The 24,699-nt window shown below is 34.6% G+C and carries 21 protein-coding genes; 15 read left to right on the top strand and 6 right to left on the bottom strand.

What is annotated here, in order from left to right; translation table 11 throughout:
- Positions 1 to 36 precede the first annotated feature (36 nt).
- Positions 37 to 792: a response regulator transcription factor gene (locus ACFO3N_RS15605; RefSeq protein WP_379799146.1), complete on the bottom strand. Its 756-nt coding sequence runs from the start codon at positions 790 to 792 to the stop codon at positions 37 to 39.
- Positions 793 to 1,014: 222 nt separating this feature from the next.
- Between ACFO3N_RS15605 and ACFO3N_RS15610 the strand changes: the two genes are divergently transcribed.
- Positions 1,015 to 2,193 carry a serine hydrolase domain-containing protein gene (locus tag ACFO3N_RS15610; protein ID WP_379799148.1) on the top strand — a complete coding sequence of 393 codons (1,179 nt, stop codon included), beginning with the start codon at positions 1,015 to 1,017 and terminating at the stop codon, positions 2,191 to 2,193.
- A 119-nt stretch (positions 2,194 to 2,312) separates the two neighbouring features.
- On the opposite strand, the gene ACFO3N_RS15615 is transcribed toward ACFO3N_RS15610, so the two are convergent.
- A complete protein-coding gene (locus ACFO3N_RS15615; protein WP_250837173.1) occupies positions 2,313 to 3,353 on the bottom strand; it encodes a GntR family transcriptional regulator in 1,041 nt (346 codons plus the stop codon).
- Positions 3,354 to 3,742: 389 nt separating this feature from the next.
- Here ACFO3N_RS15615 and rhaT point away from each other — a divergent pair, with 389 nt between their 5' ends.
- The 7 genes from rhaT (at position 3,743) to ACFO3N_RS15650 (ending at position 13,172) form a co-directional block, all read left to right on the top strand.
- Complete coding sequence (rhaT, locus tag ACFO3N_RS15620; protein WP_379799150.1) at positions 3,743 to 4,792, top strand: L-rhamnose/proton symporter RhaT; 1,050 nt, start codon at positions 3,743 to 3,745, stop codon at positions 4,790 to 4,792.
- Positions 4,793 to 4,818: 26 nt separating this feature from the next.
- Entirely contained in the window at positions 4,819 to 6,963 is a 2,145-nt protein-coding gene (locus ACFO3N_RS15625; RefSeq protein WP_379799152.1) for a bifunctional aldolase/short-chain dehydrogenase, read from the top strand.
- A 509-nt stretch (positions 6,964 to 7,472) separates the two neighbouring features.
- The gene (locus ACFO3N_RS15630) at positions 7,473 to 8,747 is read left to right on the top strand and encodes a sugar isomerase (RefSeq protein WP_379799154.1); all 1,275 of its coding nucleotides are present in this window, start codon (positions 7,473 to 7,475) and stop codon (positions 8,745 to 8,747) included.
- A 65-nt stretch (positions 8,748 to 8,812) separates the two neighbouring features.
- Entirely contained in the window at positions 8,813 to 10,174 is a 1,362-nt protein-coding gene (locus ACFO3N_RS15635) for an FGGY-family carbohydrate kinase (RefSeq protein ID WP_379799156.1), read from the top strand.
- Positions 10,175 to 10,270: 96 nt separating this feature from the next.
- Positions 10,271 to 11,011, top strand: coding sequence for a (Fe-S)-binding protein (locus ACFO3N_RS15640; RefSeq protein WP_379799158.1), 741 nt, complete (start codon positions 10,271 to 10,273; stop codon positions 11,009 to 11,011).
- 180 nt (positions 11,012 to 11,191) lie between these two features.
- Entirely contained in the window at positions 11,192 to 12,592 is a 1,401-nt protein-coding gene (locus tag ACFO3N_RS15645) for a lactate utilization protein B (protein WP_379799160.1), read from the top strand.
- Entirely contained in the window at positions 12,585 to 13,172 is a 588-nt protein-coding gene (locus ACFO3N_RS15650; RefSeq protein WP_379799162.1) for a LutC/YkgG family protein, read from the top strand. Before ACFO3N_RS15645 ends, ACFO3N_RS15650 begins: the two co-directional genes overlap by 8 nt.
- A gap of 72 nt (positions 13,173 to 13,244) precedes the next feature.
- Here the strand turns inward: ACFO3N_RS15650 and ACFO3N_RS15655 are convergent, their stop codons facing one another.
- Positions 13,245 to 13,577: a YegP family protein gene (locus tag ACFO3N_RS15655; protein WP_379799164.1), complete on the bottom strand. Its 333-nt coding sequence runs from the start codon at positions 13,575 to 13,577 to the stop codon at positions 13,245 to 13,247.
- 145 nt (positions 13,578 to 13,722) lie between these two features.
- A complete protein-coding gene (locus ACFO3N_RS15660; protein ID WP_379799166.1) occupies positions 13,723 to 14,472 on the bottom strand; it encodes a DUF1349 domain-containing protein in 750 nt (249 codons plus the stop codon).
- A 134-nt stretch (positions 14,473 to 14,606) separates the two neighbouring features.
- Here ACFO3N_RS15660 and ACFO3N_RS15665 point away from each other — a divergent pair, with 134 nt between their 5' ends.
- The 4 genes from ACFO3N_RS15665 to ACFO3N_RS15680 all read left to right on the top strand — a co-directional run bounded on the left by ACFO3N_RS15665 (position 14,607) and on the right by ACFO3N_RS15680 (position 17,748).
- Positions 14,607 to 15,350 carry a response regulator transcription factor gene (locus ACFO3N_RS15665; RefSeq protein ID WP_379799168.1) on the top strand — a complete coding sequence of 248 codons (744 nt, stop codon included), beginning with the start codon at positions 14,607 to 14,609 and terminating at the stop codon, positions 15,348 to 15,350.
- A gap of 62 nt (positions 15,351 to 15,412) precedes the next feature.
- Positions 15,413 to 15,883, top strand: coding sequence for a copper resistance protein NlpE (locus ACFO3N_RS15670; RefSeq protein ID WP_379799170.1), 471 nt, complete (start codon positions 15,413 to 15,415; stop codon positions 15,881 to 15,883).
- Between the two features lie 148 nt (positions 15,884 to 16,031).
- Positions 16,032 to 17,156 (top strand): XdhC family protein, encoded by a 1,125-nt coding sequence (locus ACFO3N_RS15675; RefSeq protein WP_379799172.1) that lies wholly within the window; start codon positions 16,032 to 16,034, stop codon positions 17,154 to 17,156.
- Complete coding sequence (locus tag ACFO3N_RS15680; protein ID WP_379799175.1) at positions 17,131 to 17,748, top strand: nucleotidyltransferase family protein; 618 nt, start codon at positions 17,131 to 17,133, stop codon at positions 17,746 to 17,748. Before ACFO3N_RS15675 ends, ACFO3N_RS15680 begins: the two co-directional genes overlap by 26 nt.
- 496 nt (positions 17,749 to 18,244) lie before the next feature.
- Here ACFO3N_RS15680 and ACFO3N_RS15685 read toward each other — a convergent pair whose 3' ends face one another.
- Positions 18,245 to 19,396, bottom strand: coding sequence for a cysteine desulfurase family protein (locus ACFO3N_RS15685; protein ID WP_379799177.1), 1,152 nt, complete (start codon positions 19,394 to 19,396; stop codon positions 18,245 to 18,247).
- 411 nt (positions 19,397 to 19,807) lie between these two features.
- On the opposite strand from ACFO3N_RS15685, the gene ACFO3N_RS15690 reads away from it, so the two are divergent.
- From ACFO3N_RS15690 to ACFO3N_RS15700, 3 genes are read left to right on the top strand one after another with little or no spacing between them, the layout of a single operon-like run.
- Positions 19,808 to 20,446: a 2Fe-2S iron-sulfur cluster-binding protein gene (locus ACFO3N_RS15690; protein WP_095930758.1), complete on the top strand. Its 639-nt coding sequence runs from the start codon at positions 19,808 to 19,810 to the stop codon at positions 20,444 to 20,446.
- Entirely contained in the window at positions 20,443 to 21,423 is a 981-nt protein-coding gene (locus ACFO3N_RS15695) for an FAD binding domain-containing protein (RefSeq protein WP_379799180.1), read from the top strand. The genes ACFO3N_RS15690 and ACFO3N_RS15695 overlap by 4 nt, the downstream gene beginning before the upstream one ends.
- Before the next feature lie 7 nt (positions 21,424 to 21,430).
- Positions 21,431 to 23,635: a xanthine dehydrogenase family protein molybdopterin-binding subunit gene (locus tag ACFO3N_RS15700; protein WP_379799182.1), complete on the top strand. Its 2,205-nt coding sequence runs from the start codon at positions 21,431 to 21,433 to the stop codon at positions 23,633 to 23,635.
- 302 nt (positions 23,636 to 23,937) lie between these two features.
- On the opposite strand, the gene ACFO3N_RS15705 is transcribed toward ACFO3N_RS15700, so the two are convergent.
- Complete coding sequence (locus ACFO3N_RS15705; RefSeq protein ID WP_379799184.1) at positions 23,938 to 24,501, bottom strand: DUF2911 domain-containing protein; 564 nt, start codon at positions 24,499 to 24,501, stop codon at positions 23,938 to 23,940.
- Positions 24,502 to 24,699 lie beyond the last annotated feature (198 nt).

Consider the following 24,699-nt stretch of genomic DNA (forward strand, 5'->3'; position numbering starts at 1 on the left):
TAGCATCTTAGAACCTTAGCATCTTAAAAAAAAAAACTATATCCACTTTAGCTTCGTGGCAATGGAGCATGCTTCCGCAGTATTATTAACTTTCATTTTCTCCAAAATATTTTGCCGATGACGGCTTACAGTATTGATGCTAATAAATAGGAGGGTTGCAATCTCTTTACTTTGTTTTCCTGCTTGAAGCATTTTAAGAATTTCTTTTTCTCGTGCAGAAAGAAAGAATTCATTTTCTTTCACATTCTGTTTTACAATATTTCCAGTTGCAGTATTTATTATTGCACCTTCATAGTCAAGAGCTAGTGAAAAATCAAAATTATAAAAACAAAGTGCCAATTCTACATCTTCGTACTGATTTGAAAAATAGAACATTTTGTGCAATAAAGATTTCCCTGCGGTTTCGTCATTCATTCTTAATTTACTTATTACACAAAAGTTTCTTCGTTCCTCAGTCGGAATCGTTTTTATGAACTGAAAAAAATGAAGTTCTAAAAGGTATTTTTGCAGTACATCATCTGAGTTTAATTTGCCAAAAAGCTCTTCTTCCCAAATGCTCTCAATTTCTTGCACTTGATCTTCTTTAAAAATCTCAAGTTCTTGAGCAATTTTTCCCGAATAGATATAGCTTTTATTGTTGTATAAATCACTTAAAACGGCAATGCCATTTTCTAAATCAGCAAAATTCTGTGCCATTTCCTGACACGTTTTTAAAACCTTTTTATTATTTAAGTTTCCTGAGTTTTTTTGCTCCAAAAGCTGTTTGCTCAAATCATCTTTTATGTTTTTCATAAAAATGGTTATTTATAAGTATTGCCTTATGTTTTTCTGCCGAATATATTTGTATGATTATATGGACTGAAATATAATAAAAAATGGGGTTTAAAATAATTATAAAATTCTTAATCATTTTACTTGACTTATTATCAAGTTGTTTGAGGTAAACGTATTGCTTAAAAGGCTTTGTGTGAAAGTAGAGTGAATTGATTAATTAATGCTTAATAAATTAAAATCATGAAAAATCTTCTTTTAATCATTTTTTTTATAAGTATAATTCCTGCTCAAGCGCAAAATTCCACCATAAAAAGGCTTGACGGAAGTACAATTTCAACCGATAGTTTGACCGCCACTATTGAAAACCTGATGAGCAAAGCCGATGTGAAAGGATTGGCTATAGCCGTGTTTAATGCCAAAAAACCTGTTTACATAAAGACTTTTGGCTTTAGTAATGTCGAAACCAAAAAGAAGTTAGAGCTACAGACCAATCTTTATGGGGCTTCTTTGAGCAAAGCGGTTTTTGCTGTTTTAGCTATGAAACTAGCAGAAGAAGGAGTCATAACCTTAGACAAACCACTTCAGGATTATCTTCCGAAACCAATTTATGAATATGATTTTAAAGTATGGCACGAAGATTTTACAGAATTAAAATCATATCCAGAATATAAAAAAATAACCGCCAGAATGTGTCTCGATCATACTTCTGGCTTGCCAAACTGGCGTTGGTTTGAATCTGATGAAAAGCTGAAAGTTAAGTTTGAGCCAGGAACAAGATACAGTTATTCGGGTGAAGGGCTTACGTATCTTCAAGTAGTTTTGGAAAAAATTACTGGGAAAACCTTAGAAGAAATGGCTCAGGAAAAAGTATTTAAACCGCTGGGAATGACAAATTCAAGTTATAAATGGCAAGAGAAATTCGAAAAAGATTATGCCTACGGATATGATGAAAACGGAAAAATGCAGGAAAAAGACAAAGACAATGCACCGAGAGGAGCAGGTACGCTAGAAACTACAATAGAAGATTATAGCAAGTTTATAACTGCAATTTTGAATAAAAAAATATTGAATGCTAAATCATACAAAGAAATGTTTAGTCCGCAGATTCGCATTCGTTCTAAAAATCAGTTCGGACCAGGAGCATTAGAAGATGGAAACTGGAATGACAAAACAGAACTTTCATACGGCCTAGGTTGGGGATTAGTGAAAAGCCCGTATGGTTATGGCGCTTTTAAAGAAGGGCAAGGTTCAGGTTTTCAACACTACGGAATTGTTTTTCAAGACAAAGGAACTGCAATGGTCATCATGTCGAACAGTTATCCAACGGGAAAAATAATTAAGTATTTACTGGAAACAGGAATAAAAGACACCTACACGCCATGGGAATGGGATCAATATATTCCATATGATAAAAAATGAGTTTCTAAGTTTCTAAGTTTCTGAGATGCTAAGCTTCTAAGACGCTAAGAAAAAAAACTCAGTATCTTAGTATCTCAATATCTCAGTATCTCAGTATCTTAGAAGCTTAGCATCTTAGATTAAATCGAATTTCTATCAATAAAATTAAAAGGCACTTTTACCTGACCTTTTTCTTTGTTCAAAATCATTCTCGCAGCGGTTTCTCCCATAACATTAAAATCGGTTGACATTACAGTAATGCCAAGTAAATCTTTTAAAGGGGTATCGTTGTATGAAATGACACCTATATCTTTTCCTAAAACAAACTCTTCATCGCGAATCTGTTTTACTAAGTTGACCAGATCAGATTCTTCGATTGTAATAAACAAATCTCCTTTTTTAAGAATCATATCATCGTAAACTTCACTCAGAATTTCAAAATTGATTTCGTGTTCCACACAGAATTTTCTAAATCCGTGCAAAATTCTTCTCGGATAAGGATAAACCGCTTTATCAGGATATACTAGAATTAAACGCTTGTATTTAGATATTTTAGAAAGACCTTCTTTTAAGGCATTATAAATGTCATTTTCAAAATCCTGGTAAATCTTAATGACATCATTACCTGTTCCTAATTTTATATTGTCTAAAACAACCAGTTTTTCTTGTGGGATTTTTTTAATGGCATTTACAACATCATCAGTAAAGCTCAAATGTTTTAATTCATCTGTTTTAAAGTGTGTTGTAATGACATAATAATCGTAAGCACCTTCAAACTTATCTAAGATATTCAAGAATAAAGTCTCATCACAGTGATAAATTTGAAGATCAACATGTGCATTTGCGCCTAAAGTATCAATAAATGAGCTGTAGGTTTTCATTTTATACGAACTCAATTTATTGGTCAAGAATAAAATATTGACCTTAGATTCCAATTTTGTTCGAGTAATGTAATAGCCTTTTCCTCTAATGGAAGAAATGATTTTTCGCTCTTTTAAAATATTATAGGCTTTCTCAACAGTATCACGAGACATATAGAATTCTTCGCTGAAACTATTTATAGAAGGAATTTTTTGATTGATTTTTAAATTTCCGTTGGCGATGTTCTGCAGAATAGAGTCAACAATTTGTTTGTATTTGGGAACTCGAGAGTCTTCGTCTATTTTAATAAGTTTAATCATGTTCATTGTGAGGAAATTTATTTCGCATTTTAGCGAAACTCATTTTAATTCTAAATAATTTTTTTAAAAATCTCTTCTTTCAAAAAGAATCTAATTCACAGAATCATTTTGGTCATAAAAAAGAGAATTCGTCAAGGCTTGTAATCTTTTTTTTATGATTTCTAAATTTTGACCTTAATGAAGAATCAATAATTACGAAATCGATTGCTAAAATAGCCATTTTAAATTTATTTACCCAATAATTGCAAGCCGTTATTTCTAATAATCTTTAGTTTTAACAAAAAATATAAAATCCGTAAAGGATAGTACAGGACAGTTTTGTTTTTGACATTCTCTTATTTTACAAAACCAAATCACTATCTACCAAACCAAAAACTAAAATTTATTAAATGGAATCATTATTAGGAATCATTTTTCATTCTATCGGAGGATTTTCTTCAGGTAGTTTTTATATGCCTTTTAAAAAAGTAAAAGACTGGGCTTGGGAAAGCTATTGGCTTGTAGGAGGATTTTTCTCTTGGCTGATCGTGCCACCAATTGCAGCGTACTTAACGATTCCAAATTTTACAGAAATTATTGCAGCAGCTTCTCCATCAATAAAAACCTTCACTTTTACAATGGGGTTAATTTGGGGAATTGGCGGTTTAACTTATGGTTTGGGCGTTCGTTATTTAGGAATGTCTTTGGGAAATTCAATTACGTTAGGATTCTGCTCTGCATTTGGAGCTTTAGTGCCATCCATTTATTATGATATTGTTCCAACAGAGGGTAAGATTTCGTTTTCTCACATGCTTACTAATACTGGCGGTCAGATTGTCTTATTGGGTGTGGTGGTATATCTAATCGGAATTGCCATTTCTGGAAAAGCAGGAATGCTGAAAGAAAAGGATTTTGCAACAGGTCACGAAGATAAAGACAAAGACTTCAACTTAGTAAAAGGGTTGATCGTAGCCGTGATTTCAGGAATTTTGAGTTCCTTCTTTAATTACGGAATCGAAGCTGGAAAATCTATGGCAGAACATGCAGTAGTAAATGGTGCAAATCCGTTATTTCAAAACAACGTGACTTATGTGGTTTTGCTATGGGGAGGATTAACGTCCAATTTTATCTGGTGTCTTTATTTAAATTTTAAAAACAAATCAATTAAAAATTACACCGATAAATCGACTCCAATAACTAAAAATGTCTTGTTTTCTGCTCTTGCTGGAACCATGTGGTTTTTACAGTTTTTCTTTTACGGAATGGGAGAAAGCAAACTTGGAAATGGTGCCAGTTCATGGATTCTGCATATGGCGACCATCATTTTAACAGCAAACTTTTGGGGATTTTATTTGAAAGAATGGAAAGGAGTTTCTAAAAGAACTTTAAGGACTTTTTTCTGGGGAATCGGACTTATTATGCTTGCAATCGTTTTGGTAGGAATTGGTAACTCATTATAAATACAAGAAATAATTTAAAATACTATATGTCGAATACAAACACAATTAATAATATGAATTTTAAGCATGTAAGCTACCTTTGGGATGAAGCTAAGGCAGCCGCATTAGCAGGTGATGAAGTAGCGCTTTTTATTTATCGTTCTAACTTGTTAGGGGCTGATTTAAGATTGACCAATTATGGAGGTGGAAACACTTCTGTGAAAATTACAGACAAAGATCCTCTTACGGGAGAATCTTCTGAAGTAATGTGGATTAAAGGTTCTGGCGGTGATATTGGAACGTTGACAAAATCTGGTTGTGCAGCTTTGTATTTGGACAGACTTCGTAACCTTGAAAATGTTTACAGAGGTATTGAGTTTGAAGATGAAATGGTAGAATTGTTCAACCACTGTATTTTCGATTTAGCTTCTAAAGCACCTTCTATTGATACGCCATTACATGGTTTTCTTCCGTTCAAACATATCGATCACTTACATCCAGATGCGGCAATTGCTATCGCTGCTGCTAAAGATGGAAAGAAAATCACAGAAGAATTGTTTAACGGAGAAATTGGTTGGGTAGGTTGGCAGCGTCCAGGATTTGATCTTGGTCTTCAGTTGAGAGCTTGTTTGGAAGAAGCAGAAAAAAACGGTAAAAAACTACGCGGAATCATGTTAGGTTCTCATGGTTTATTTACTTGGGGAGATACTGCGTTTGATAGTTATATCAATACGCTGGAAGTAATCGAGAAATGTGCTTCTTACTTAGAAGATAATTACGGAAAAACACGTCCAGTTTTTGGAGGTAAAAAAATCGATAGTCTTCCAGAAGCAGATCGTAAATTGAAAGCAGCAAAAGTAGCTCCAATCTTAAGAGGTTTCTGTTCATCAGAGCGTCAGATGATTGGTCATTATACAGACGATGCAAGAGTTTTAGAATTCATTAATTCTAATGATCTTTCAAAATTAGCTCCATTGGGAACTTCTTGCCCAGATCACTTTTTGAGAACTAAAATCAGTCCATTGGTTTTAGAATTAGATCCAAACGAAGATTTATCTGATGTTGCCGCTGTAAAAGCAAAATTAGCTCCTGCATTTGAGGCTTACCGTGCCATGTACAAAGACTATTACAATGCATGTAAAAAATCAAACTCGCCAGCAATGCGTGACCCAAACCCGGTTGTAATTTTATATCCTGGAGTTGGTATGTTCACTTTTGCTAAAGATAAAACAATGGCGCGTTTGGCATCTGAATATTATATCAATGCAGTAAACGTAATGAAAGGTGCTGAAGCAGTTTCAGAATATACTTCTTTACCGCACCAAGAAGCTTTTGATATTGAATATTGGTTACTAGAAGAAGCTAAATTACAACGTATGCCAAAACCAAAAGCATTGTCTGGAAGAGTAGCTTTAATTACTGGTTCTGCGGGCGGAATTGGTAAAGCTATCGCTAAAAAATTCGCTCAAGAAGGTGCTTGTGTGGTAATCAACGATATTAACGAAGAGCGTTTGCAAGGTGCATCTGCTGAGTTTATTAAAGCTTTTGGTAAAGATGCCGTTTCTAGCACTTTATTGAATGTTACAGACGAAGTAAGCACAGAAAAAGCATTAGATGAAGCTTGTTTAGCTTTTGGAGGTGTTGACATTGTGGTGAATAATGCTGGAATTAGTATTTCTAAATCTATTGCAGAACATACTCTTGAAGAGTGGGATAGATTATATGATATTCTGGTTAAGGGACAATTTATTGTTTCTAAAGCTGGAATCGAAGTAATGCGCAAACAAGGTTTTGGAGGAGATATTGTAAATATCGTTTCTAAAAATGCTGTAGTTGCTGGTCCGAATAATCCTGGTTATGGTTCGGCAAAAGCAGCGCAAGCACACTTAACACGTTTAATGGCTGCAGAACTTGGAGCAGATAAAATTCGTGTAAACACAGTAAATCCTGACGCTGTAATTTCAGACTCTAATATTTGGTCTGGCGGATGGGCAGAAGGTCGTGCAAAAGCATACGGAGTTACAGTTGAAGAACTTCCGGCTTACTATGCAAAACGTACGTTATTAAATGAAATCATATTGCCAGATGATATTGCTAACGCTTGTTATGCTTTTGTTGGAGGTTTACTTGGTAAATCTACAGGAAACGCATTAAACGTAGATGGTGGCGTAGCCATGGGCTTTTATAGATAAAGATTGTTTAGGTTTTTTATATAAGTTTGTTTAAGCAAAAGTGGTTTTTTGTGGTCTAGCGTTCGATTCTTTCGAACGTTAGATTTTTTTAGCCTATAACAATTCGCTTTAACAAAGAAAACTTAACAAAAAAGTGAAGTACAACCAGAGTTTAACAGCTATAGAAATTATAAGTTCAAAAAATATTTAAAACACATAAGATATAGAACGCAGATAACTCGGATTCGCTATCGCGAAAACGCTGAAAAAGACGGGTTTTTTTGTTTCACGCAGATTTAGACAGATTTGAGCAGATCTAACAGATTTTAATTTTTAGATGATTAAAATAAGATTTGCATTATCTGCTAAAATCCTTTTTAAATCTGCGTGAAACCAGAAAATAAAATCAGCGTCTTCGCGATAGCGAATCCGTAAAATCAGCTTCAAAAATTTCGTCACTATTTTGTTAAAAAAATATACTAGAAATATAAAAGTTATATCTTGTAAACTCTATTAAAATATCAATAACTATGTTAATCGGATCAAACCACATCGAATCTCATAACGAAGATTTAATCAAAAAACACCAGAATAAATTAGTTTTTACAGCCTCAGAAATAAATGATACAGAAGCAATTATTCAAAAATTAATCGACTTTCAAATTGCAATTCCATCTTGGGCTTTAGGAACAGGAGGAACAAGATTTGGACGTTTCGCTGGAGGAGGAGAACCTCGTTCTTTAGAAGAAAAAATTGAAGATGTTGGTTTGCTTCACAAATTAAACAATGCTTCGGGAGCCATTTCACTTCATATTCCGTGGGATATTCCGACTGATTATAAAGCAATCAAAACACTTGCAAATCAGCATGGATTAAAATTCGATGCTATGAACTCGAACACTTTTCAAGATCAAGCAAGTTCTGAGCACACTTACAAATACGGTTCTTTACAAAATGTAAACAAAGCGGTTCGCAAACAAGCAATTGCTCATAATATTGAAGTTATTAAACACGGAATCGAATTAGGTTCTGAGTCTTTAACCATTTGGCTAGCTGACGGTTCTAACTTCCCTGGGCAGTTAAACTTCAGAAAAGCATATCAAAATACTTTAGAAAGTTTAGAGGAAATCTACGATGCATTGCCTTCAAACTGGAAATTATTTTTAGAATATAAATGTGCTGAGCCTAACTTTTATTCTACGACTGTAGCAGATTGGGGGCAGTCTTATTCGTATGTTAAAAAGTTAGGCGACAAAGCGCAGACTTTAGTCGATTTAGGCCACCATCTTCCAAACGCTAATATTGAGCAGATTGTTTCTTTATTATTGATGGAAAACAAATTAGGAGGTTTCCACTTTAATGACTCAAAATACGGTGATGATGATTTAACAGCTGGAGCTTTAAAACCATATCAATTATTCTTAATTTTTAATGAATTGGTTGAAGGAATGGATGCAAGAGGAATGAATCACGCCAAAGATTTAGGCTGGATGATCGACGCTTCTCATAATATCAAAGATCCATTAGAAGATTTATTGCAATCTGTTGAAGCGATTATGATTGCTTATGCTCAGGCACTTTCTGTAGACAGAAAAGCATTGGAACAAGCGCAAGAAGAAAATGACGTTGTAAAAGCACAAGAAATTCTTCAAAATGCTTTCCGTACAGATGTTCGCGCATTAGTTGCCGAAGCGCGTCTTCGTTCTGGAGCTGCTTTAAACCCTGTAGCATTATACCGTTCGATTCAAGTAAGACAAAATCTGATTGAAGAAAGAGGTTTAAAAACAATGGCAACGGGATTATAATTATCAATTATTAATTGTTAATTATAAATTGACAATTGATAATTAACAATTTACAATTAAAAAGAATGAATGTAGTTGCGATTTTTGATATTGGTAAAACAAACAAAAAGGTTTTTTTATTTAACGAAAATTATAAAATTGTCTGGGAGAAATCGGTTAATCTGGAAGAAACCAAAGACGAAGACGGATTTCCGTGTGAAGATATCGAAGTACTTAAAAATTGGATTTTAGATCGATTATCTGAAATAAAAGAGCTTAAAGATTATGTTTTAAAAGCCATCAATTTCAGCACTTACGGAGCAAGTTTTGTTTATATAGACGAAAACGGAAAAGTTTTAACTCCTCTGTATAATTATCTAAAAGATTATCCAGAGGAATTAAAATCTCATTTCTATGAAAAATACAAAGGAGAAAAAAAGTTTGCTGTAAAAACAGCTTCTCCTGTTTTGGGCAGTTTAAATTCGGGAATGCAGATTTACCGATTGAAAGAAGAAAAACCCGAAATTTTTGAAAAAGTAAAATACTGCTTGCACTTGCCGCAGTTTTTAAGTTTTCTTTTAACGAATGAAGCATACGCTGATATTACCAGTATTGGCTGTCATACCAATTTGTGGAATTTCAAAAAAATGAAATATCATAAATGGCTGAAAGAAGAAGGTATTTCAGATAAAATACCACCAATTCATTTTGGAAAAGATGTCATTATGACTCGCGATAATCTGGCAATTGGAGTTGGTCTTCACGATAGTTCATCGGCAATTATTCCGTATACAATTAATTTTACTGAGCCATTTGTCTTATTGTCTACAGGAACTTGGAGTATTTCTTTAAATCCATTCAATAATAAACCTTTAACATTTGACGAATCGCAAAACGATTGTTTATGTTACATGCAGTACACAGAAAAACCTGTAAAAGCAGCACGATTATTTGCAGGAAATGAACACGAAGTGCAAACCAAACGTTTGGCGCAACATTTTAATGTTCCTGTTGATACGTACAAAGAAGTTTATTTTGATAAAAAAATAGTAGCCAATTTACGTGCGCTTAACTATCAGATTTTCTATCCGAAAAAATACAATTTTGATATTCTGAAAGAATGTCCTTTTCAAAAAAGAGACCTTTCGCATTATAAAAATTACGAAACAGCCTATCATCAATTAATGCTGGATTTGGTAGAACAGCAGGTTTTTTCGACCAATTTGGTAATTCATAACAGTCCCGTAAAAAAGATTTTTGTGGATGGAGGTTTCAGTAAAAATTCAATTTATATGAATTTATTGGCAGAAGCTTTTCCAGATATTGAAGTCTATGCTGCTTCGATGGCGCAGGCGAGTGCTTTGGGAGCTGCGTTGGCAATTCATGATAATTGGAATCCAAAACCAATTCAAAACGATTTAATTGATTTGAAATTCTATAAACATTAGGTAAAAACGATCTGTATGTTGTAAATTTGCTGAGAAACGTATTTTTTACATTTTTACAGTACACGCCAAAATGAACAACACACTAAATACTACAACATGAAAATTGGACTTTTTATACCTTGTTATGTCGACCAATTTTATCCTAAAGTAGGAATCGCAACCTACGAATTACTACAAAAATTAGGTTGTGACGTCGAATTTCCGATGGGGCAAACCTGCTGCGGACAGCCAATGGCCAATAGCGGTTATGCGCATTTAACAAAAGTATGCGACGCCAATTTTATTGCCAATTTTTCTGGATTTGATTACATAGTCTGTCCTTCTGGAAGTTGTGTTTTGCATGTAAAAGACCATTTGCATGACGAAAAACAAGAAGAGAAGGCAACAGCAATACGAAATACGGTTTATGAACTTACTGAGTTTATAACCGACGTTTTAAAAATTGACCATATCGACGGAAGATTTCCGTTTAAAGTGGGAATGCACGTAAGCTGTCACGGTCAGCGCGGATTAAAGCTTTCGCAGATGTCTGAATTGAACGCACCATTTTTCTCGAAACCAGAACAATTACTACACAATATTGAAGGCCTTGATTTGGTTGCTTTGACCAGAAAAGATGAATGCTGTGGTTTTGGAGGAACGTTCTGCGTTACCGAAGAAGCAGTTTCTGTAAAAATGGGGCAAGATCGTATTAAAGATCACGAAAGTCATGATGTGGATTATATTACAGGCGGAGATATGTCTTGTTTAATGCATTTGGATGGAATTCTAAAAAGGCAAAAAAGCAGAATCAAAACCATTCATATTGCTGAAATATTAAATTCACTCGAAAACTAATTTTTTTCTACCATTAAGATTTTAAGATCATAAAGCTTGGTTTAAATATTTAATTGGTAAAAAAATAAGAGACTTAAGTGAATTTTAAAACTTAATTTTCTTTTCATCACTAAGAAAATAAGTTCATAAAGTTTAGCTTAATTTACTTAATGTCTTAATGGTAAAAACAACTTTTATAAGATGTCATCAGAAAAAATAATACAGCACAGCGAAGCCGCAGCAAAATTTAATAAAGACGTAGAGCGTGTCAATTGGCATGATGAAACGCTATGGTTTGTGCGTGCTAAAAGAGATAAATCAGCACATCAAATTGGAGATTGGGAACTCTTGCGTGAAACCGCTTCTCAAATTAAATTTAATGTACTTTCTAATATTCATGATTATTTAGTTGAATTTGAGGCTAATGCGCAACGAAATGGAATAATTGTACATTGGGCAGCCGATGCCAAAGAACATAACGAAATTGTGCATTCGATCATGGCTAAACATGATGTAAAGCAGATGGTGAAATCCAAATCGATGCTTACAGAAGAATGCCATTTAAACGATTATTTAGCCGAAAAAGGAATTGAAGTAATCGATTCTGATTTGGGAGAATATATTGTACAGCTTCGTAAAGAACCACCGAGTCATATTGTACTTCCGGCCATTCACTTAAAGAAAGAAGATGTAAGCGAAACGTTTCACGAACATTTAGGTACCGAAAAAGGAAATTTCAATCCGCAGTATTTAACAGAATCTGCTCGCCATAGTTTGAGAAATACTTTCTTGACTAGAAAAGTGGCTTTAACCGGAGTCAATTTTGCGGTTGCAGAAACTGGAGAATTTGTGGTTTGTACCAATGAAGGAAATGCCGATATGGGCGCGCATTTAGCAGACGTTCACATTGCTTGTATGGGATTTGAGAAATTGATTCCGAAAAGAGAACATTTAGGCGTTTTCTTGAGATTATTGGCAAGAAGCGCAACAGGACAGCCTATTACTACTTTTTCAAGTCATTTCAAGAAACCAAGAGATGGCAAAGAAATGCATATCGTAATTGTGGATAACGGAAGAAGTACACAATTAGGAAGAGAAGATTTTAGAAATTCGCTAAAATGTATTCGTTGCGGTGCGTGTATGAACACGTGTCCAGTTTACAGACGAAGCGGCGGACATAGTTATCATAATGCGGTTGCGGGACCAATTGGTTCTATTTTGGCACCAAACTTAGATATGAGCAAAAATGCAGATCTGCCTTTTGCAAGTACGCTTTGCGGTTCTTGTACCAACGTTTGTCCCGTTAAAATTGATATTCACGATCAATTGTACAAATGGCGTCAGGTTTTGGTAAAAGAAGGACATACGCCAACTGCCAAAACGGTTGCGATGAAAACGATGGCGACGGTATTGGCAAATCCAACAGTTTTTAATATTGCTGGAAAATCGGGAAGATTTGTAATGAAGAACGTTCCAGGAATGGTCAATAATAAAATGAATAAATGGTACGATCAGCGCGAAATGCCAGATGTTCCAGAAGAATCTTTTAGAGAATGGTACAAGAAAAAGGCGAAAGAATCTAAAAATAAAAAGAATGAGTAGTAAAGGCGAAATTTTAAAAAGAATAAAACTGAATCAGCCTAATGAGGTTTCAGAACTGCCAGATTTAAATCTTTTAGGTTCTGAGCAATTTGATGTTTTAGAAACTTACAAAACAGTTTTAAAAGGAATTGGTGGAGATTCTGTAGAAGTTGCTGATTATAATGAAATCATCAATTACATTAAATCGAATTACAATCTGGAGAAACGATTAATTACAACGCTTCCAGAACTTTCTGAGATTGCTTCTTTAGATTGGAAAATAGTAGATCCGCATTCGCTTCAAGATGTTGAATTAACGGTTGTAAAAGCACATTTTGGAGTTGCAGAAAATAGCGGACTTTGGGTTACAGATGATATTTTAGGACAGCGAGTAGCGCCTTTCATAGCACAATATTTAGCAATTATCGTTCATAAAAAAGATCTTGTTCCAACAATGCAGCAGGCTTATCAGAGAATTGGAAACATGGAATATGGTTTTGGAACTTTCATCGCAGGTCCGTCAAAAACAGCCGATATTGAGCAGTCTTTGGTTCTTGGTGCACATGGAGCAAGAGGATTGATTGTGTTTTTATTGGATTAATAAACCACATATTTATAAAGAAAAAGCGAGGCATTGTACCTCGCTTTTCTTTATTTCTAAAACAGTTTTTAATTAAGCTGTCTGATCATCAATTGTTGCATCTGGAGCATTTTTCTTAACAGATTCGATTCCGTTTTCTCTTGCAGATACGCTTTCGTACATTTCACTAGAACCAATAATCTGGCCATTTCCAGCTTTTAGATTAAAATAAGGTTTTCCGCTTTTAGATTCTAATCTATCATAACGATCATCGTCTGGGGCATTTTTTTTAACAGATTCAATTCCATTGTTGCAGGCCGCTTTTGTAGTATAGCCTTCACTTGTTAAAATGGTTTGGCCATTACCAGCTTTTAGATTGAACTGGAATTCTCCATTAGCTCTAGTAGTAATTACAAATTTTCCCATGTAGTTTATTATTAAAGTTAGGTAATATTTATTTTGCTATAGATAAAAATACAAAACTTAGTAATATAAATCATACGTCAATTTGAAAAAATAATTATGTTAACAATAACAATTTGTTTTTGTTCAATAACTTAAAAGATCAAGATTAGATTCCTAAGCGAAAATCAGAAACACTTTTTTCTTCCAGATTAATTTCTTCAAAAATACTTTGTGTTCCTTTATCGACAGGACATTGTGTGCTAATTCCCATCCAGATTTTTTTAGGATAATTGTTTTTGTATAAACGAACCATTTGCCAATTCTTTTTATCTAACGAATAATAACTGGCGACTGTTTTTGTGTCAGAAGAAATTTTCATGTAAACAAAAGGCTGTTTTACAATATCGTGATTGTTATCATCAGAAGTACCCATCGTACGAACTGTTACAACTCGATGATTTCCTCTTTCATCTTGCTCGAAACAAAATTTTTGATAAAAACTATCATTCACATAAATATATAAAACTCCTGCGTTGTATAATCCTTTTTCTGTAAACTCAGGCGTAACTTTCGTGGTAAGCGTAAAAGGTTTGGTATTGTCTACTTCAGATAAAAGCATTGGAGCTGTTGTATTCGACAATTTTCCGTCTGGATCAGAAAAATAATCAGATTTCTCGCCAGCTTTAAAAATGACTTTTTCGTTAGCTTCGGTTTTAATTAAAGTATCAGCACCGTTCACTGCTTTTGTAAAATGTATAGAAGATAATTTAATATTGCAAGGAGAACCATTTACAAATGCAGAATCGGTTTTTGTTTCTTCTTTCATGGCTGTTTTTGCAGTTTCGTTTTTAGTATTGCAGCTCGTTAAAGCAGAAAGACCAAGGAGGATAATGGCGTTGTAAAAAAATGTTTTCATAGATTATTTTTTTGGGATAGAAAGTGATATTTTTAGTTTTCCAAAAATAGAATGGCTTCAATAAAGAGGCAATACCTAAAATTAACCAATTATACTTTATAATGCCTCAAAATTCTTCAATAGAAAACCAATTAATGACTACGTTTTTAGAACAAAAATTTGAAATTGGAGAATCAAATGATATCGAAATGTACAAACAATTTGTTATCAATTATGTCAAAATAGAGCAATGTGTAGCCGTTTTATCCGATTATCAATCCGATAAAAGTTATATTTATGCCGGAAGTTTCGGTTCTATCTTCGGACTTCCTGATGAAAATATGGTAATTGATTCTGCCTTCGAAGAATGTATTTTTACTAAAATCAATTCAGACGATTTGGTTGAGCGTCACGTTTTAGAACTCAATTTTTATCAGTTTTTAAAAGAAATTCCAAAAGAAGAATATAGTAATTACAGCACTTTGAGTCGTCTGAGAATGAAAGATTCTAACGATAAAATTACGTATATAAATCACCGAACGATCTATTTGAACACATTCAATAACGGAAGTATTTCTCTTGCCTTATGTTTATATCTGCCTTCAACAGATTTGCAGCCTCGAAATGGAATTGAAGGAAAAATTTTTAATATTCAAACAGGCGAGGTAATCGAACCAGAAAAGTATAAAAACAATACAGAAAATATTCTTTCAAAAAGAGAAATAGAAGTTTTGACTAGTGTAGCAAAAGGAAATAAAAGCCAACAAATTGCAACAGAAATGCATATTTCGGTTTACACTGTAAGACGCCATAGACAAAATATTATTGAAAAATTAAAGGTAACCAATACCGCCGAGGCCGTACAGACTGCTATTATTATGGGAGTGATATCGCTGTAGATTTAAAATTTAAAGTTATTAATAGAGTAAGAATATTCCTTATATTTGATAAAAAAAATATTATGAGAAAAATAATTATTCTTGCTTTTGCATCGGCTCTTATAGCATCTTGTAATTCTAAAAATGGTAAAGATGGAAACAATGCTGTTTTGACAGATACTATTGCTAGTAATGAAAAAAACGAACCAGATGATACTATTTCTGTTTATGAAGGAACGCTGCCATGTGCAGATTGTGAAGGAATAGAAACGGTTTTAAAAATTGATATTGCAGATAATACATTTCAATTATCTAGTACATACAAAGGGAAACAGCCTGAAAAAAACTTTAAAGAAAAAGGTACTATCAATACCGAAAGAGGTTTAGAGAAAGATCTTGATGGAACAATCTATATCTTAAACTGGGATAAACCAGAAAAAGATCAGATTTATTACGGTTATTACAGTAAAAATCCCGAAAAACTATATCTGCTAGACAGAAACAAAAAAATAATAAAGTCTAAGCTGAATTATTTTTTAGAATTAAATGAATAAAAGAATTTAGGCAGTTTAAATAAGACTTTTCAAAAAGAATATTATAAACTTAAATGACTTTGCAGTCTTTAAGTTTGTAATATTTTTTTACTTTTAGGCTAATAAAAAGTATCATCAATATTAAGTTTCTATTGATGAAGAAGTATCTATGAAAGAAATCAACGAAATTCTGAAAGCCTATTCGCAAGCAAAATCCGAAGGAAAAAAAACAGCTCTAGCAACGGTCGTTAAAGTTGAAGGTTCGTCATATCGACAGCCTGGCGCTCGAATGCTGGTTACAGAAGATGGAGAATTGACCGGTGCAATAAGTGGCGGCTGTTTGGAAGGCGACGCGTTACGAAAAGCACTTCTTTCAATCCATCAAAAACAAAATAAATTAGTTACTTACAATACGAATAACGAAGATGATGCGGAAGTTGGTTTACAGCTCGGATGCAACGGAATCGTTCATATTCTTTTTGAATATATTGATGAAGAGATTCCAAATAATCCAATCGAGCTTTTGCAGCAATTGGAATTAGAAAGAAAAGAAGCTGTAATTGTAACCGTTTTTTCTTTGAAAAGAAATGCTTTTCAGATTGGAACAACTTTGTTTTTTAGAAAAGACAGTCCTGTTTTAAATCATAATAAGGAAGTTTTAAATTTAATTTCGGATGTAAAAGAAGTGCTGAAAACTAAAACTTCTGTAGTGAAAAAACTTCAGGAAGAAAACGACAACGAAGCTTTAATCGAATACATAAAACCTTCTATTTCGCTTGTAATTGCTGGCGCAGGAAACGATATTCAGCCTTTAGTAAAAATGGCTTCAATTTTAGGCTGGAAAATTGCTATTGGCGAAGGACGCGCAACACATGCAACTAAAAAACGGTTTCCTAAAGCCGATCAAATTTCGGTGGTAAATCCAGAACAATTCTTAGAGAATATTGTGATTGACGATCAGACTTATTTTGCTTTGATGACACACAATTACAAATACGATTTAGCAGTTTTGAAAAAGCTGCTAAAAACCGATTTTCATTATATCGGAATTTTAGGTCCGAAGTCAAAATTCAATCGAATGTTAGACGATCTTTTGATCGAAGGAATTACAGTAAGCGAAGAGCAGATGAAAAGAATTCATACTCCAATTGGGCTCGATATTGGCGCAGAAACATCAGAAGAAATTGCTTTGTCGATTGTTTCCGAAATAAAAGCTGTAGCTTCAGAAAGAATAGGAACGTCGCTGAAATATAAAGAAGGGAAAATTCATGATGAAATTCATTATGGAGAATAGATATCAAAATAAAACAGGCATTATTATTTTGGCGGCGGGGAATTCTTCCAGATTAGGCAGACCCAAACAATTGCTGGAATATAAAGAATCGACTTTGTTGAAAAACACCGTTTCAGAAGCTTTGAAGGTTGAAAATTCATTTGTAATAGTCGTGACAGGTTCAAACCATGATTTAATTGAAAAAGAGCTTAATTTAACTGATATAACATTTTCATTTAATTCGGAATGGGAAAACGGAATGTCTTCTTCAATTGTAAAAGGAATTAAGGAATTATTGCTTTTAAATCCAGATTGTGAACAATGCATTTTAGCTGTTTGCGACCAGCCTTTTGTAACGGTTTCTGTCTTTGAAAATTTAATTTTTGAGTCTAATAAAACCAAAAAAGGAATCGCAGCCTCAGCTTATTCTGAAACTTTAGGAACGCCAGTTTTATTTCATAAAAAATACTTTCAAGAACTTCTAGAGCTAAAAGGACAAGAAGGCGCTAAAAAGCTCATTAAAAAATATGCTGAAGATGTAGTTTCAGTTCTTTTCGAAAAAGGGAATATTGATATTGATACCGAGGAAGATTACTCTAAGTTGATTTCTTGATTTTGCCACAAAGGCACTAAGGCGCTAAGTTTTATTTTTTTTAATCTCGCAAAGTTGCAGAGAAGCGAAGGGCAAAGGGACAAAGTTGCAGAGTGACAAAGTTTTTTTACACGGCTTTTCTAGATGCAGTTTGTCATCCTGACGAAGGAAGGATCACACGCGGGAGTTGACAAAGATTGAGGATTTACTTTATGGAGTTTCTAGTGTGATCCTTCCTTCGTCAGGATGACAAAAATTAACTTTGCGTCTCTGCGACTTTGCGAGATTAAAACATACAAAAAGAAAAAAAACTTAGAGTCTTAGCGCCTTAGTGGCAAACTAACAGGAAGCAATTCATAAAAACTTTGCGTCTCCGCGACTTTGCGAGATTAAAAGTATAAAAAAAAATAAAACTTAGCGCCTTAGCGCCTTCGTGGCAGACTAACAGGAAGCAATTCATAAAAACTTTGCGTCTCCGCGGCTTTGCGAGATTAAAAGTATAAAAAAAGAAAAAAACTTAGCGCCTTAGCGTCTTCGTGGCAAACTGCCTAGCGAGACTCAAAACACGCTCAATAGCAATATCAATTTCCTCAAAAGTAGTAAATCTTCCTAAACTAAAACGAATCGAACTCAAAGCCTCTTCATCAGACAATCCCATGGCTTTTAAAACGTGAGAAGGCTTAGAAGTAACTGCAGAGCAAGAAGCGCCATTCGAAACAGAAATATTTCCTAAAGCCAAAATCAGCTGTTCTGAATTCACGCCTGGAAAACAAATATTAGAAGTATTGTAAATTCTGTTTTCTATATTTCCATTTACAAAAGAACCTTCAAATTGCAACAAACCTTTTTCAAGTTTGTCTCTTAATAGAGAAATTCTATTTTGATCTTTTTCTAATTCATTTACAGCAATTTCCGATGTTTTTCCTAAACCTATAATTCCGGGAATATTTAGCGTTCCGCTTCGTAATTTTCTTTGTTGTCCGCCTCCAAGAATTTGAGGAGATAACTTTATTTTGGCTTTCGCCGAAACATATAAAGCACCAATTCCTTTCGGACCGTAAAATTTATGTGCGGATAAAGTCAAAAGATCAATTCCGAGTTTTTTTACATCAACAGGAATTTTTCCAACAGCCTGTGTAGCATCGCACATAAAAAGCACATTTTTAGCTTTCAATATTTTAGAAATTGCACTGATGTTTTGTATGACACCAGTTTCGTTATTAGAAAACATTCCTATGAAAACCAGTGTTTTATCTGTAATTATTTCGTCTAAAAATTGAAGGCTTATAAGTCCGTCAGAATGAGTTGGGAGATAAGTTACTTCAAAACCAATGCTTTCCATAAAATGGCAGGTTTCCAGAACCGCTTTATGTTCGGTCTGAATGGTAACGATATGTTTTCGGTTTTGATCGGCTAAACCTTTAATTGCGAGATTAATTGCCTCAGTCGCGCCCGAAGTAAATATTATTTCTTCCGCATCGGCATTTATTAAATCTGCCGTTTGCCATGCGGCGTTTTCAATAGCTTCTTTTACCGTTAATCCCGCTAAATGCGTTCCTGTTGAATTCGCATACAAATCAGTAAAATATGGAAGCATTGCATTCAAAACTCGCTCATCAACACGGGTCGTGGCATTATTATCAAGATAAATGATTTCTTGTTGTGGCATAATTTGGGCTTAGTTCAGTAAAAATACAATTTCAGAATTAATCTACGTGAAAAAATTAACCGCAAAGGCGCACAGGGTTTTCGCAAAGAACGCAAAATTTTAATGTGTATAATTTTTGTTTCTCGCAGATTTTGCAGATCTAAACAGATTTTTTATTTATTTCTATCATAAAGAATCTGTGTAAATCTTTTCATCGTATTCAAAATCTGCATTATCTGCCAAATCTGCGAGAGAAAAATAACTTAGCGAACTTTGCGAAAATCCTTTGCGCTCTTTGCGGTTAAAAAAAGAAAGAAATTGTAATTATTCTAAATAAGAGTAATGTTTGAATTTTATAATTTTTTCTTACATAAGATCGCTAAATTTGTTAGATTGACAAAAGCGAATTTGCTAATTTAACAAATAGACTGAATGGCTTCTAAAAAAACAAATCAGAATAAAGTAACACCCGAAGATTCCAATTCGCGTCGTGACTTTATAAAGAAATCAGGACTTTTTACCGCCCTTGCCCTGACGCCGCCTTCATTGGTTATGGCTACAGAAAAGAAATGGGATGAAAAAATAGCGGAATATTTAGAAACAGTACCGCTTTCTATTGAAGTAAATGGCACAAAACACAATCTGAATATTGAGCCAAGAACTACGTTGTTAGATTTGCTTCGCGAACAGTTACAGCTTACTGGAACCAAAAAAGGATGTGACCACGGACAATGTGGCGCGTGTACGGTGCATGTAAATGGAACTAGAATTTTGTCGTGTCTGTCTTTGGCAACAATGCAGCAAAACGCACAGGTAACTACGATTGAAGGACTTTCGAAAGGAAAAAAACTGCATCCAATGCAGGAAGCTTTTATCAAGCATGATGGTTTTCAGTGCGGCTATTGCACTCCAGGACAAATTATGTCTGGAATTGCTTGTATCAAAGAAGGCCATGCTAATAGCAGAGAAGAAATTAGTGAATATATGAGTGGTAATATCTGTAGATGCGGTGCTTATCATAATATCGTTGACGCCATAACGGAAGTGAAGGAAGGAGGAAAGGAAATATGAAAAACTTTCAGATAATTAAAGCTTTGTCATCTTCTTCGGCAATTACGGGAAAAGCAAAAGATGATTCTTCCATGTTTATTGCGGGAGGAACAAATCTGGTGGATTTGATGAAGAAGAATATTGTCGCTCCAGATAAATTGGTTGATATTAACGGATTAGACTTAAAGAAAATAGAATTTTTAAAAGGAAAAGTTTCGATTGGTGCATTGGCAAAAAATAGTCAGGTTGCCGAAGATGCTTCTATTAAAGAAAAATATCCTTTGTTGGCGTTAGCATTAGCTGCTGGAGCTTCTCAGCAAATTCGCCACATGGCGACAGTTGGAGGTAATATGCTGCAGAAAACGAGATGTTCTTATTATTACAATACCGATATGCCTTGCAACAAACGAGTACCAAAAAGCGGATGCGGTGCGATTGGCGGTTCTAATAGAATGGCGGCTGTTTTTGGAACTTCGGATAGTTGTATTGCCGTTCATCCAAGTGATATGTGTGTGGCTTTGGCAGCGCTCGATGCAACAGTTTTGGTAGATAGTCCAAAAGGAAAACGAGAAATTAAGTTTACTGATTTTCATAAACTTCCTGGGAATACACCAGAAAAAGACAATACACTTGACAGCAGAGAATTGATTACTGCTGTTGAAATTCCAGATAATAATTTCACTAAAAATGTGCATTATCTAAAAGTTCGTGACAGGACGAGTTATGCTTTTGCATTGGTGTCTGTTGCTGTGGCTTTAGATATAAAAAACAATACCATAAATGATGTCAGATTGGCTATGGGAGGTGTGGCACATAAACCATGGCGATTGACTGAAACAGAAAAATTCCTGAAAGGAAAAACAGTTTCGGAAGATCTATTTAAACAAGCAGGCCATTTGTCTATGAAAGGGGCAAAAGGATTCGGTGATAATAATTTTAAAATAACGCTTGGAGAGAATGCAATAGCAGAAGCACTTACAATAGCAGCATCAAAATAATTAAATTATGAGCAAGACAAGTAATATTAATAGAGTTGACGGATTTGCTAAAGTAACGGGTTCAGCGACTTATTCGGCAGAATATAAAACAGCAGGCGTTGTTTATGCTTGTTTGGTAGGAAGTACGATTGCGAAGGGAAGAATTAAAACCATTGATACTAAAAAAGCGGAATGGGCGCCAGGAGTTTTGGCTGTAATTACGCATTTAAATGTGGATAAACCTGCTGGCTACGAAAAAGCAAAAGATAAGCATAATTTTGGTCAGCCCTTGCAGATTTTCAAGGACGATTCGGTTTTGTATTACGATCAGCCCATTGCCTTGGTTATTGCCGATACTTTTGAGCGTATGCGATATGCGGCGAGTTTAATTAAAGCCGATTATTTTAAAGAAGAGCATTCGACAGAACTTAAAAAAGCAGCTGAAAAAGAAAAGAAAGTCGAAACCGATAAAGGAAATGATTACCATCGTGGTGAACATGACGGTTATAAAAATGCTGAGGTTGTTCTAGAAACCGAATATACGATTCCAACCGAGGTGCATAACCCAATGGAACTGGCAAATATCATAGCCAAATGGGAGGGAAATAACCCCATTTTATATACAAAAAGTCAAGGTGTCGAGGGAACGCGTAGAAGTGTTGCCGGAGTTTTTGGAGTGCCTGTCGAAGATGTTGAAGTTCACGCCGAATATCTTGGAGGCGCTTTCGGAATGGGATTGCACACTTGGCCGTATGAAATTGCAGCTTTAATTGGAGCTAAGAAATTAAATCGTCCTGTGAAATTAGTACTGCATCGCGAACAGATGTTTACCAATGTTGGTTTCAGACCTTACACGATTCAGAAAATGGGGCTTGGGGCAACTAAAGATGGAAAACTGACTGGATTAACGCATGAAGCGGTTGCAATGACTTCAAGCTATGAAGATTTCATGGAAGGAACCGTAAACATGTCCCGATTTATTTATGATTGTGCCAATGTTTCGACACGTTACAGAATTGTGCCTTTGGATACGTGCACACCAATCTGGATGCGTGGACCGGGCGAGGCGACAGGTTCTTTTGCCTTAGAAAGTGCGATGGATGAAATGGCTTATAAATTAAACTTAGATCCGATTGAATTTCGCAAACTGAATTATGCCGAGAAAGATCAGGAACAAAATAAACCGTGGAGTAGTAAATTTCTTTTAGAATGTTACGAAGGCGGAATGGAACGTATTGGCTGGAAAAACCGCAAAAATGAACCCGGTTCTGTTAAAGAAGGAAACTGGCTAGTGGGTTACGGAATGGGAACTGGAACTTTCGGCTGTTATCGAAGCCCAACTTCTGTAAAGGCAAAATTTTTGGCTAATGGAGATTTGGTATTGCAATGCAGTGTAAATGATATGGGACCCGGAACGGCAACCATGATGACTGCTATTGGAGCCGAAGTAATTGGTTTGCCAGCTGAAAATGTAGTTATCGAAATGGGAAAAAGCGGATTGCCAAAAGGCCCAACGCAAGGTGGTTCGGCAACGACTTCGTCTGTTGGTTCTGCTGTTCATGATGCTTGTAATTTATTGCTGAATAAAATAATTGAATTGGGAAGCAAAAATCCTGCTTTAAAAGGAATCGCTCTTACAGATTTAACTTTTGAAAATGGTGCAGTTTCTTCTAAAAAAGACAAATCTAAATCGGTTACATTAGCGGCACTTTTAAGCAGTAATAAATTAGAAGATTTTGAAGTAGAAAATCTTTCTAAAGCTGCAGAAGAAGCGAAGAAATATTCCATTTATTCGTTTTCGGTTCATTTTGTAAAAGTATTAGTGAATCCGAATTTGGGTAAAATAAGATTGGCTCATGTTGTGTCTTGTGCTGATATTGGAACCGTAATCAGTCAGAAAACTTCTGCGGGACAAATGTTTGGTGGAGCAGTAGGAGGAATCGGAATGGGATTGATGGAAGCATTAGAAATCGATCATCGTTTTGGCCGTCCAATCAACAATAATTTCGCTGATTATCATGTTCCTGTAAATGCAGATATAGAAAAACAAGAAGTGTTCTTCGTTAATAAAAAAGACCCAATAAGTAACCCAATGGGAACAAAAGGTCTGGGTGAAACAGCTTTAGTCGGAATGGCACCAGCAATTGCAAATGCCGTTTTTAATGCAACTGGAAAACGTGTTAGAGATTTACCAATTACATTGGATAAAATTATTGAGACCGCAAAGGTTTAAGCATATAAAACAATTACAATAATCCCTTTGAGAATAAGATCTTAAAGGGATTTTTTTTGTGAAATAACCTTATTTTTGTCATTTCGACGAAGGAAAAATCTTCGCGAGAAACTCAACAAAGAATGGATTATTACTGCGGAGCTACTTACGGAGATTTCTCCTTCGTCGAAATGACAAGATTGCGTGATAAAGCTTTAAGATCTTGCATAAATCTTAATGTCTTTTGAGGTTAAACAAAAAAAGTCGCAAAGCTTAAAAAAAACTTTGCGACTTTGTGCCTTCGTGGCATATATCATTAAAACTTATTTAATCGTAATTGGTAATTCAACTGTTGTTTTATCCCAACCAATAACAAGATTTGCTACATTACCTTGAGTTGTAAAGGCAATAGATAAGGCTTCGATAACTTCAGAAACTGGTTTTACAGGAACTGAAACTCTTACCACATCTTTACTTTCATCATAAGCATAACCTCCCCATAAATCCAATTCTTTATTGATAATGATCGTCCATTTATCTTTTTCTGGAATAGCAAATAAACTGTAATATCCTGCAGGAACTTTTTTACCGCCAATAGTTACATCTTTGTAGAATTTAATCTCTGTATTTTCATTAGCACCAACTCTCCAGATTTCTCCAAACTTTACAACATCGCCAAAAATAGTTCTTCCTTTTGCAGAAGGTCTTGCGTAAGTAACTTTGATAACCGGATTTGGACTATCTGTTTTTTTGAATTTAACCGCCTTGTTTGGGAAATAAGAAATATCAACAGGGCTGTTGTCTAATGGAGCAAATTTCACCACTTCTTGTGCCTGAACTGTAAAGGCAGCAAACAATGTAACTGCCAGTAAATAAATTTTTTTCATAGGATTACAATTTTTAGAATAACTACAAAGTAAGTTAATAATGAAGAAAAATCATATAATTTACAGTTTGTTTTTTGTTAATGAATTGGTAACAGTTTTGATAAAACAATTCTATTTCCGATCCTATTTTCCGTAGAGGCGCACTGCAGTGCGTCTACACAGCGGCATTTACAATACGTTAGACGCACTGGAGTGCGT

Source organism: Flavobacterium chungangensis, assembly GCF_042654045.1.
In the GTDB taxonomy this organism is placed as follows: domain Bacteria; phylum Bacteroidota; class Bacteroidia; order Flavobacteriales; family Flavobacteriaceae; genus Flavobacterium; species Flavobacterium chungangensis.

Excerpts from the sequence above, each read along its gene's own strand:
- ACFO3N_RS15605 (WP_379799146.1), bottom strand. The coding sequence starts at position 792 with ATGAAAAACATAAAAGATGATTTGAGCAAACAGCTTTTGGAGCAAAAA.
- ACFO3N_RS15610 (WP_379799148.1), top strand. The coding sequence starts at position 1,015 with ATGAAAAATCTTCTTTTAATCATTTTTTTTATAAGTATAATTCCTGCT.
- ACFO3N_RS15615 (WP_250837173.1), bottom strand. The coding sequence starts at position 3,353 with ATGATTAAACTTATTAAAATAGACGAAGACTCTCGAGTTCCCAAATAC.
- rhaT (WP_379799150.1), top strand. The coding sequence starts at position 3,743 with ATGGAATCATTATTAGGAATCATTTTTCATTCTATCGGAGGATTTTCT.
- ACFO3N_RS15625 (WP_379799152.1), top strand. The coding sequence starts at position 4,819 with ATGTCGAATACAAACACAATTAATAATATGAATTTTAAGCATGTAAGC.
- ACFO3N_RS15630 (WP_379799154.1), top strand. The coding sequence starts at position 7,473 with ATGTTAATCGGATCAAACCACATCGAATCTCATAACGAAGATTTAATC.
- ACFO3N_RS15635 (WP_379799156.1), top strand. The coding sequence starts at position 8,813 with ATGAATGTAGTTGCGATTTTTGATATTGGTAAAACAAACAAAAAGGTT.
- ACFO3N_RS15640 (WP_379799158.1), top strand. The coding sequence starts at position 10,271 with ATGAAAATTGGACTTTTTATACCTTGTTATGTCGACCAATTTTATCCT.
- ACFO3N_RS15645 (WP_379799160.1), top strand. The coding sequence starts at position 11,192 with ATGTCATCAGAAAAAATAATACAGCACAGCGAAGCCGCAGCAAAATTT.
- ACFO3N_RS15650 (WP_379799162.1), top strand. The coding sequence starts at position 12,585 with ATGAGTAGTAAAGGCGAAATTTTAAAAAGAATAAAACTGAATCAGCCT.
- ACFO3N_RS15655 (WP_379799164.1), bottom strand. The coding sequence starts at position 13,577 with ATGGGAAAATTTGTAATTACTACTAGAGCTAATGGAGAATTCCAGTTC.
- ACFO3N_RS15660 (WP_379799166.1), bottom strand. The coding sequence starts at position 14,472 with ATGAAAACATTTTTTTACAACGCCATTATCCTCCTTGGTCTTTCTGCT.
- ACFO3N_RS15665 (WP_379799168.1), top strand. The coding sequence starts at position 14,607 with ATGACTACGTTTTTAGAACAAAAATTTGAAATTGGAGAATCAAATGAT.
- ACFO3N_RS15670 (WP_379799170.1), top strand. The coding sequence starts at position 15,413 with ATGAGAAAAATAATTATTCTTGCTTTTGCATCGGCTCTTATAGCATCT.
- ACFO3N_RS15675 (WP_379799172.1), top strand. The coding sequence starts at position 16,032 with ATGAAAGAAATCAACGAAATTCTGAAAGCCTATTCGCAAGCAAAATCC.
- ACFO3N_RS15680 (WP_379799175.1), top strand. The coding sequence starts at position 17,131 with ATGATGAAATTCATTATGGAGAATAGATATCAAAATAAAACAGGCATT.
- ACFO3N_RS15685 (WP_379799177.1), bottom strand. The coding sequence starts at position 19,396 with ATGCCACAACAAGAAATCATTTATCTTGATAATAATGCCACGACCCGT.
- ACFO3N_RS15690 (WP_095930758.1), top strand. The coding sequence starts at position 19,808 with ATGGCTTCTAAAAAAACAAATCAGAATAAAGTAACACCCGAAGATTCC.
- ACFO3N_RS15695 (WP_379799180.1), top strand. The coding sequence starts at position 20,443 with ATGAAAAACTTTCAGATAATTAAAGCTTTGTCATCTTCTTCGGCAATT.
- ACFO3N_RS15700 (WP_379799182.1), top strand. The coding sequence starts at position 21,431 with ATGAGCAAGACAAGTAATATTAATAGAGTTGACGGATTTGCTAAAGTA.
- ACFO3N_RS15705 (WP_379799184.1), bottom strand. The coding sequence starts at position 24,501 with ATGAAAAAAATTTATTTACTGGCAGTTACATTGTTTGCTGCCTTTACA.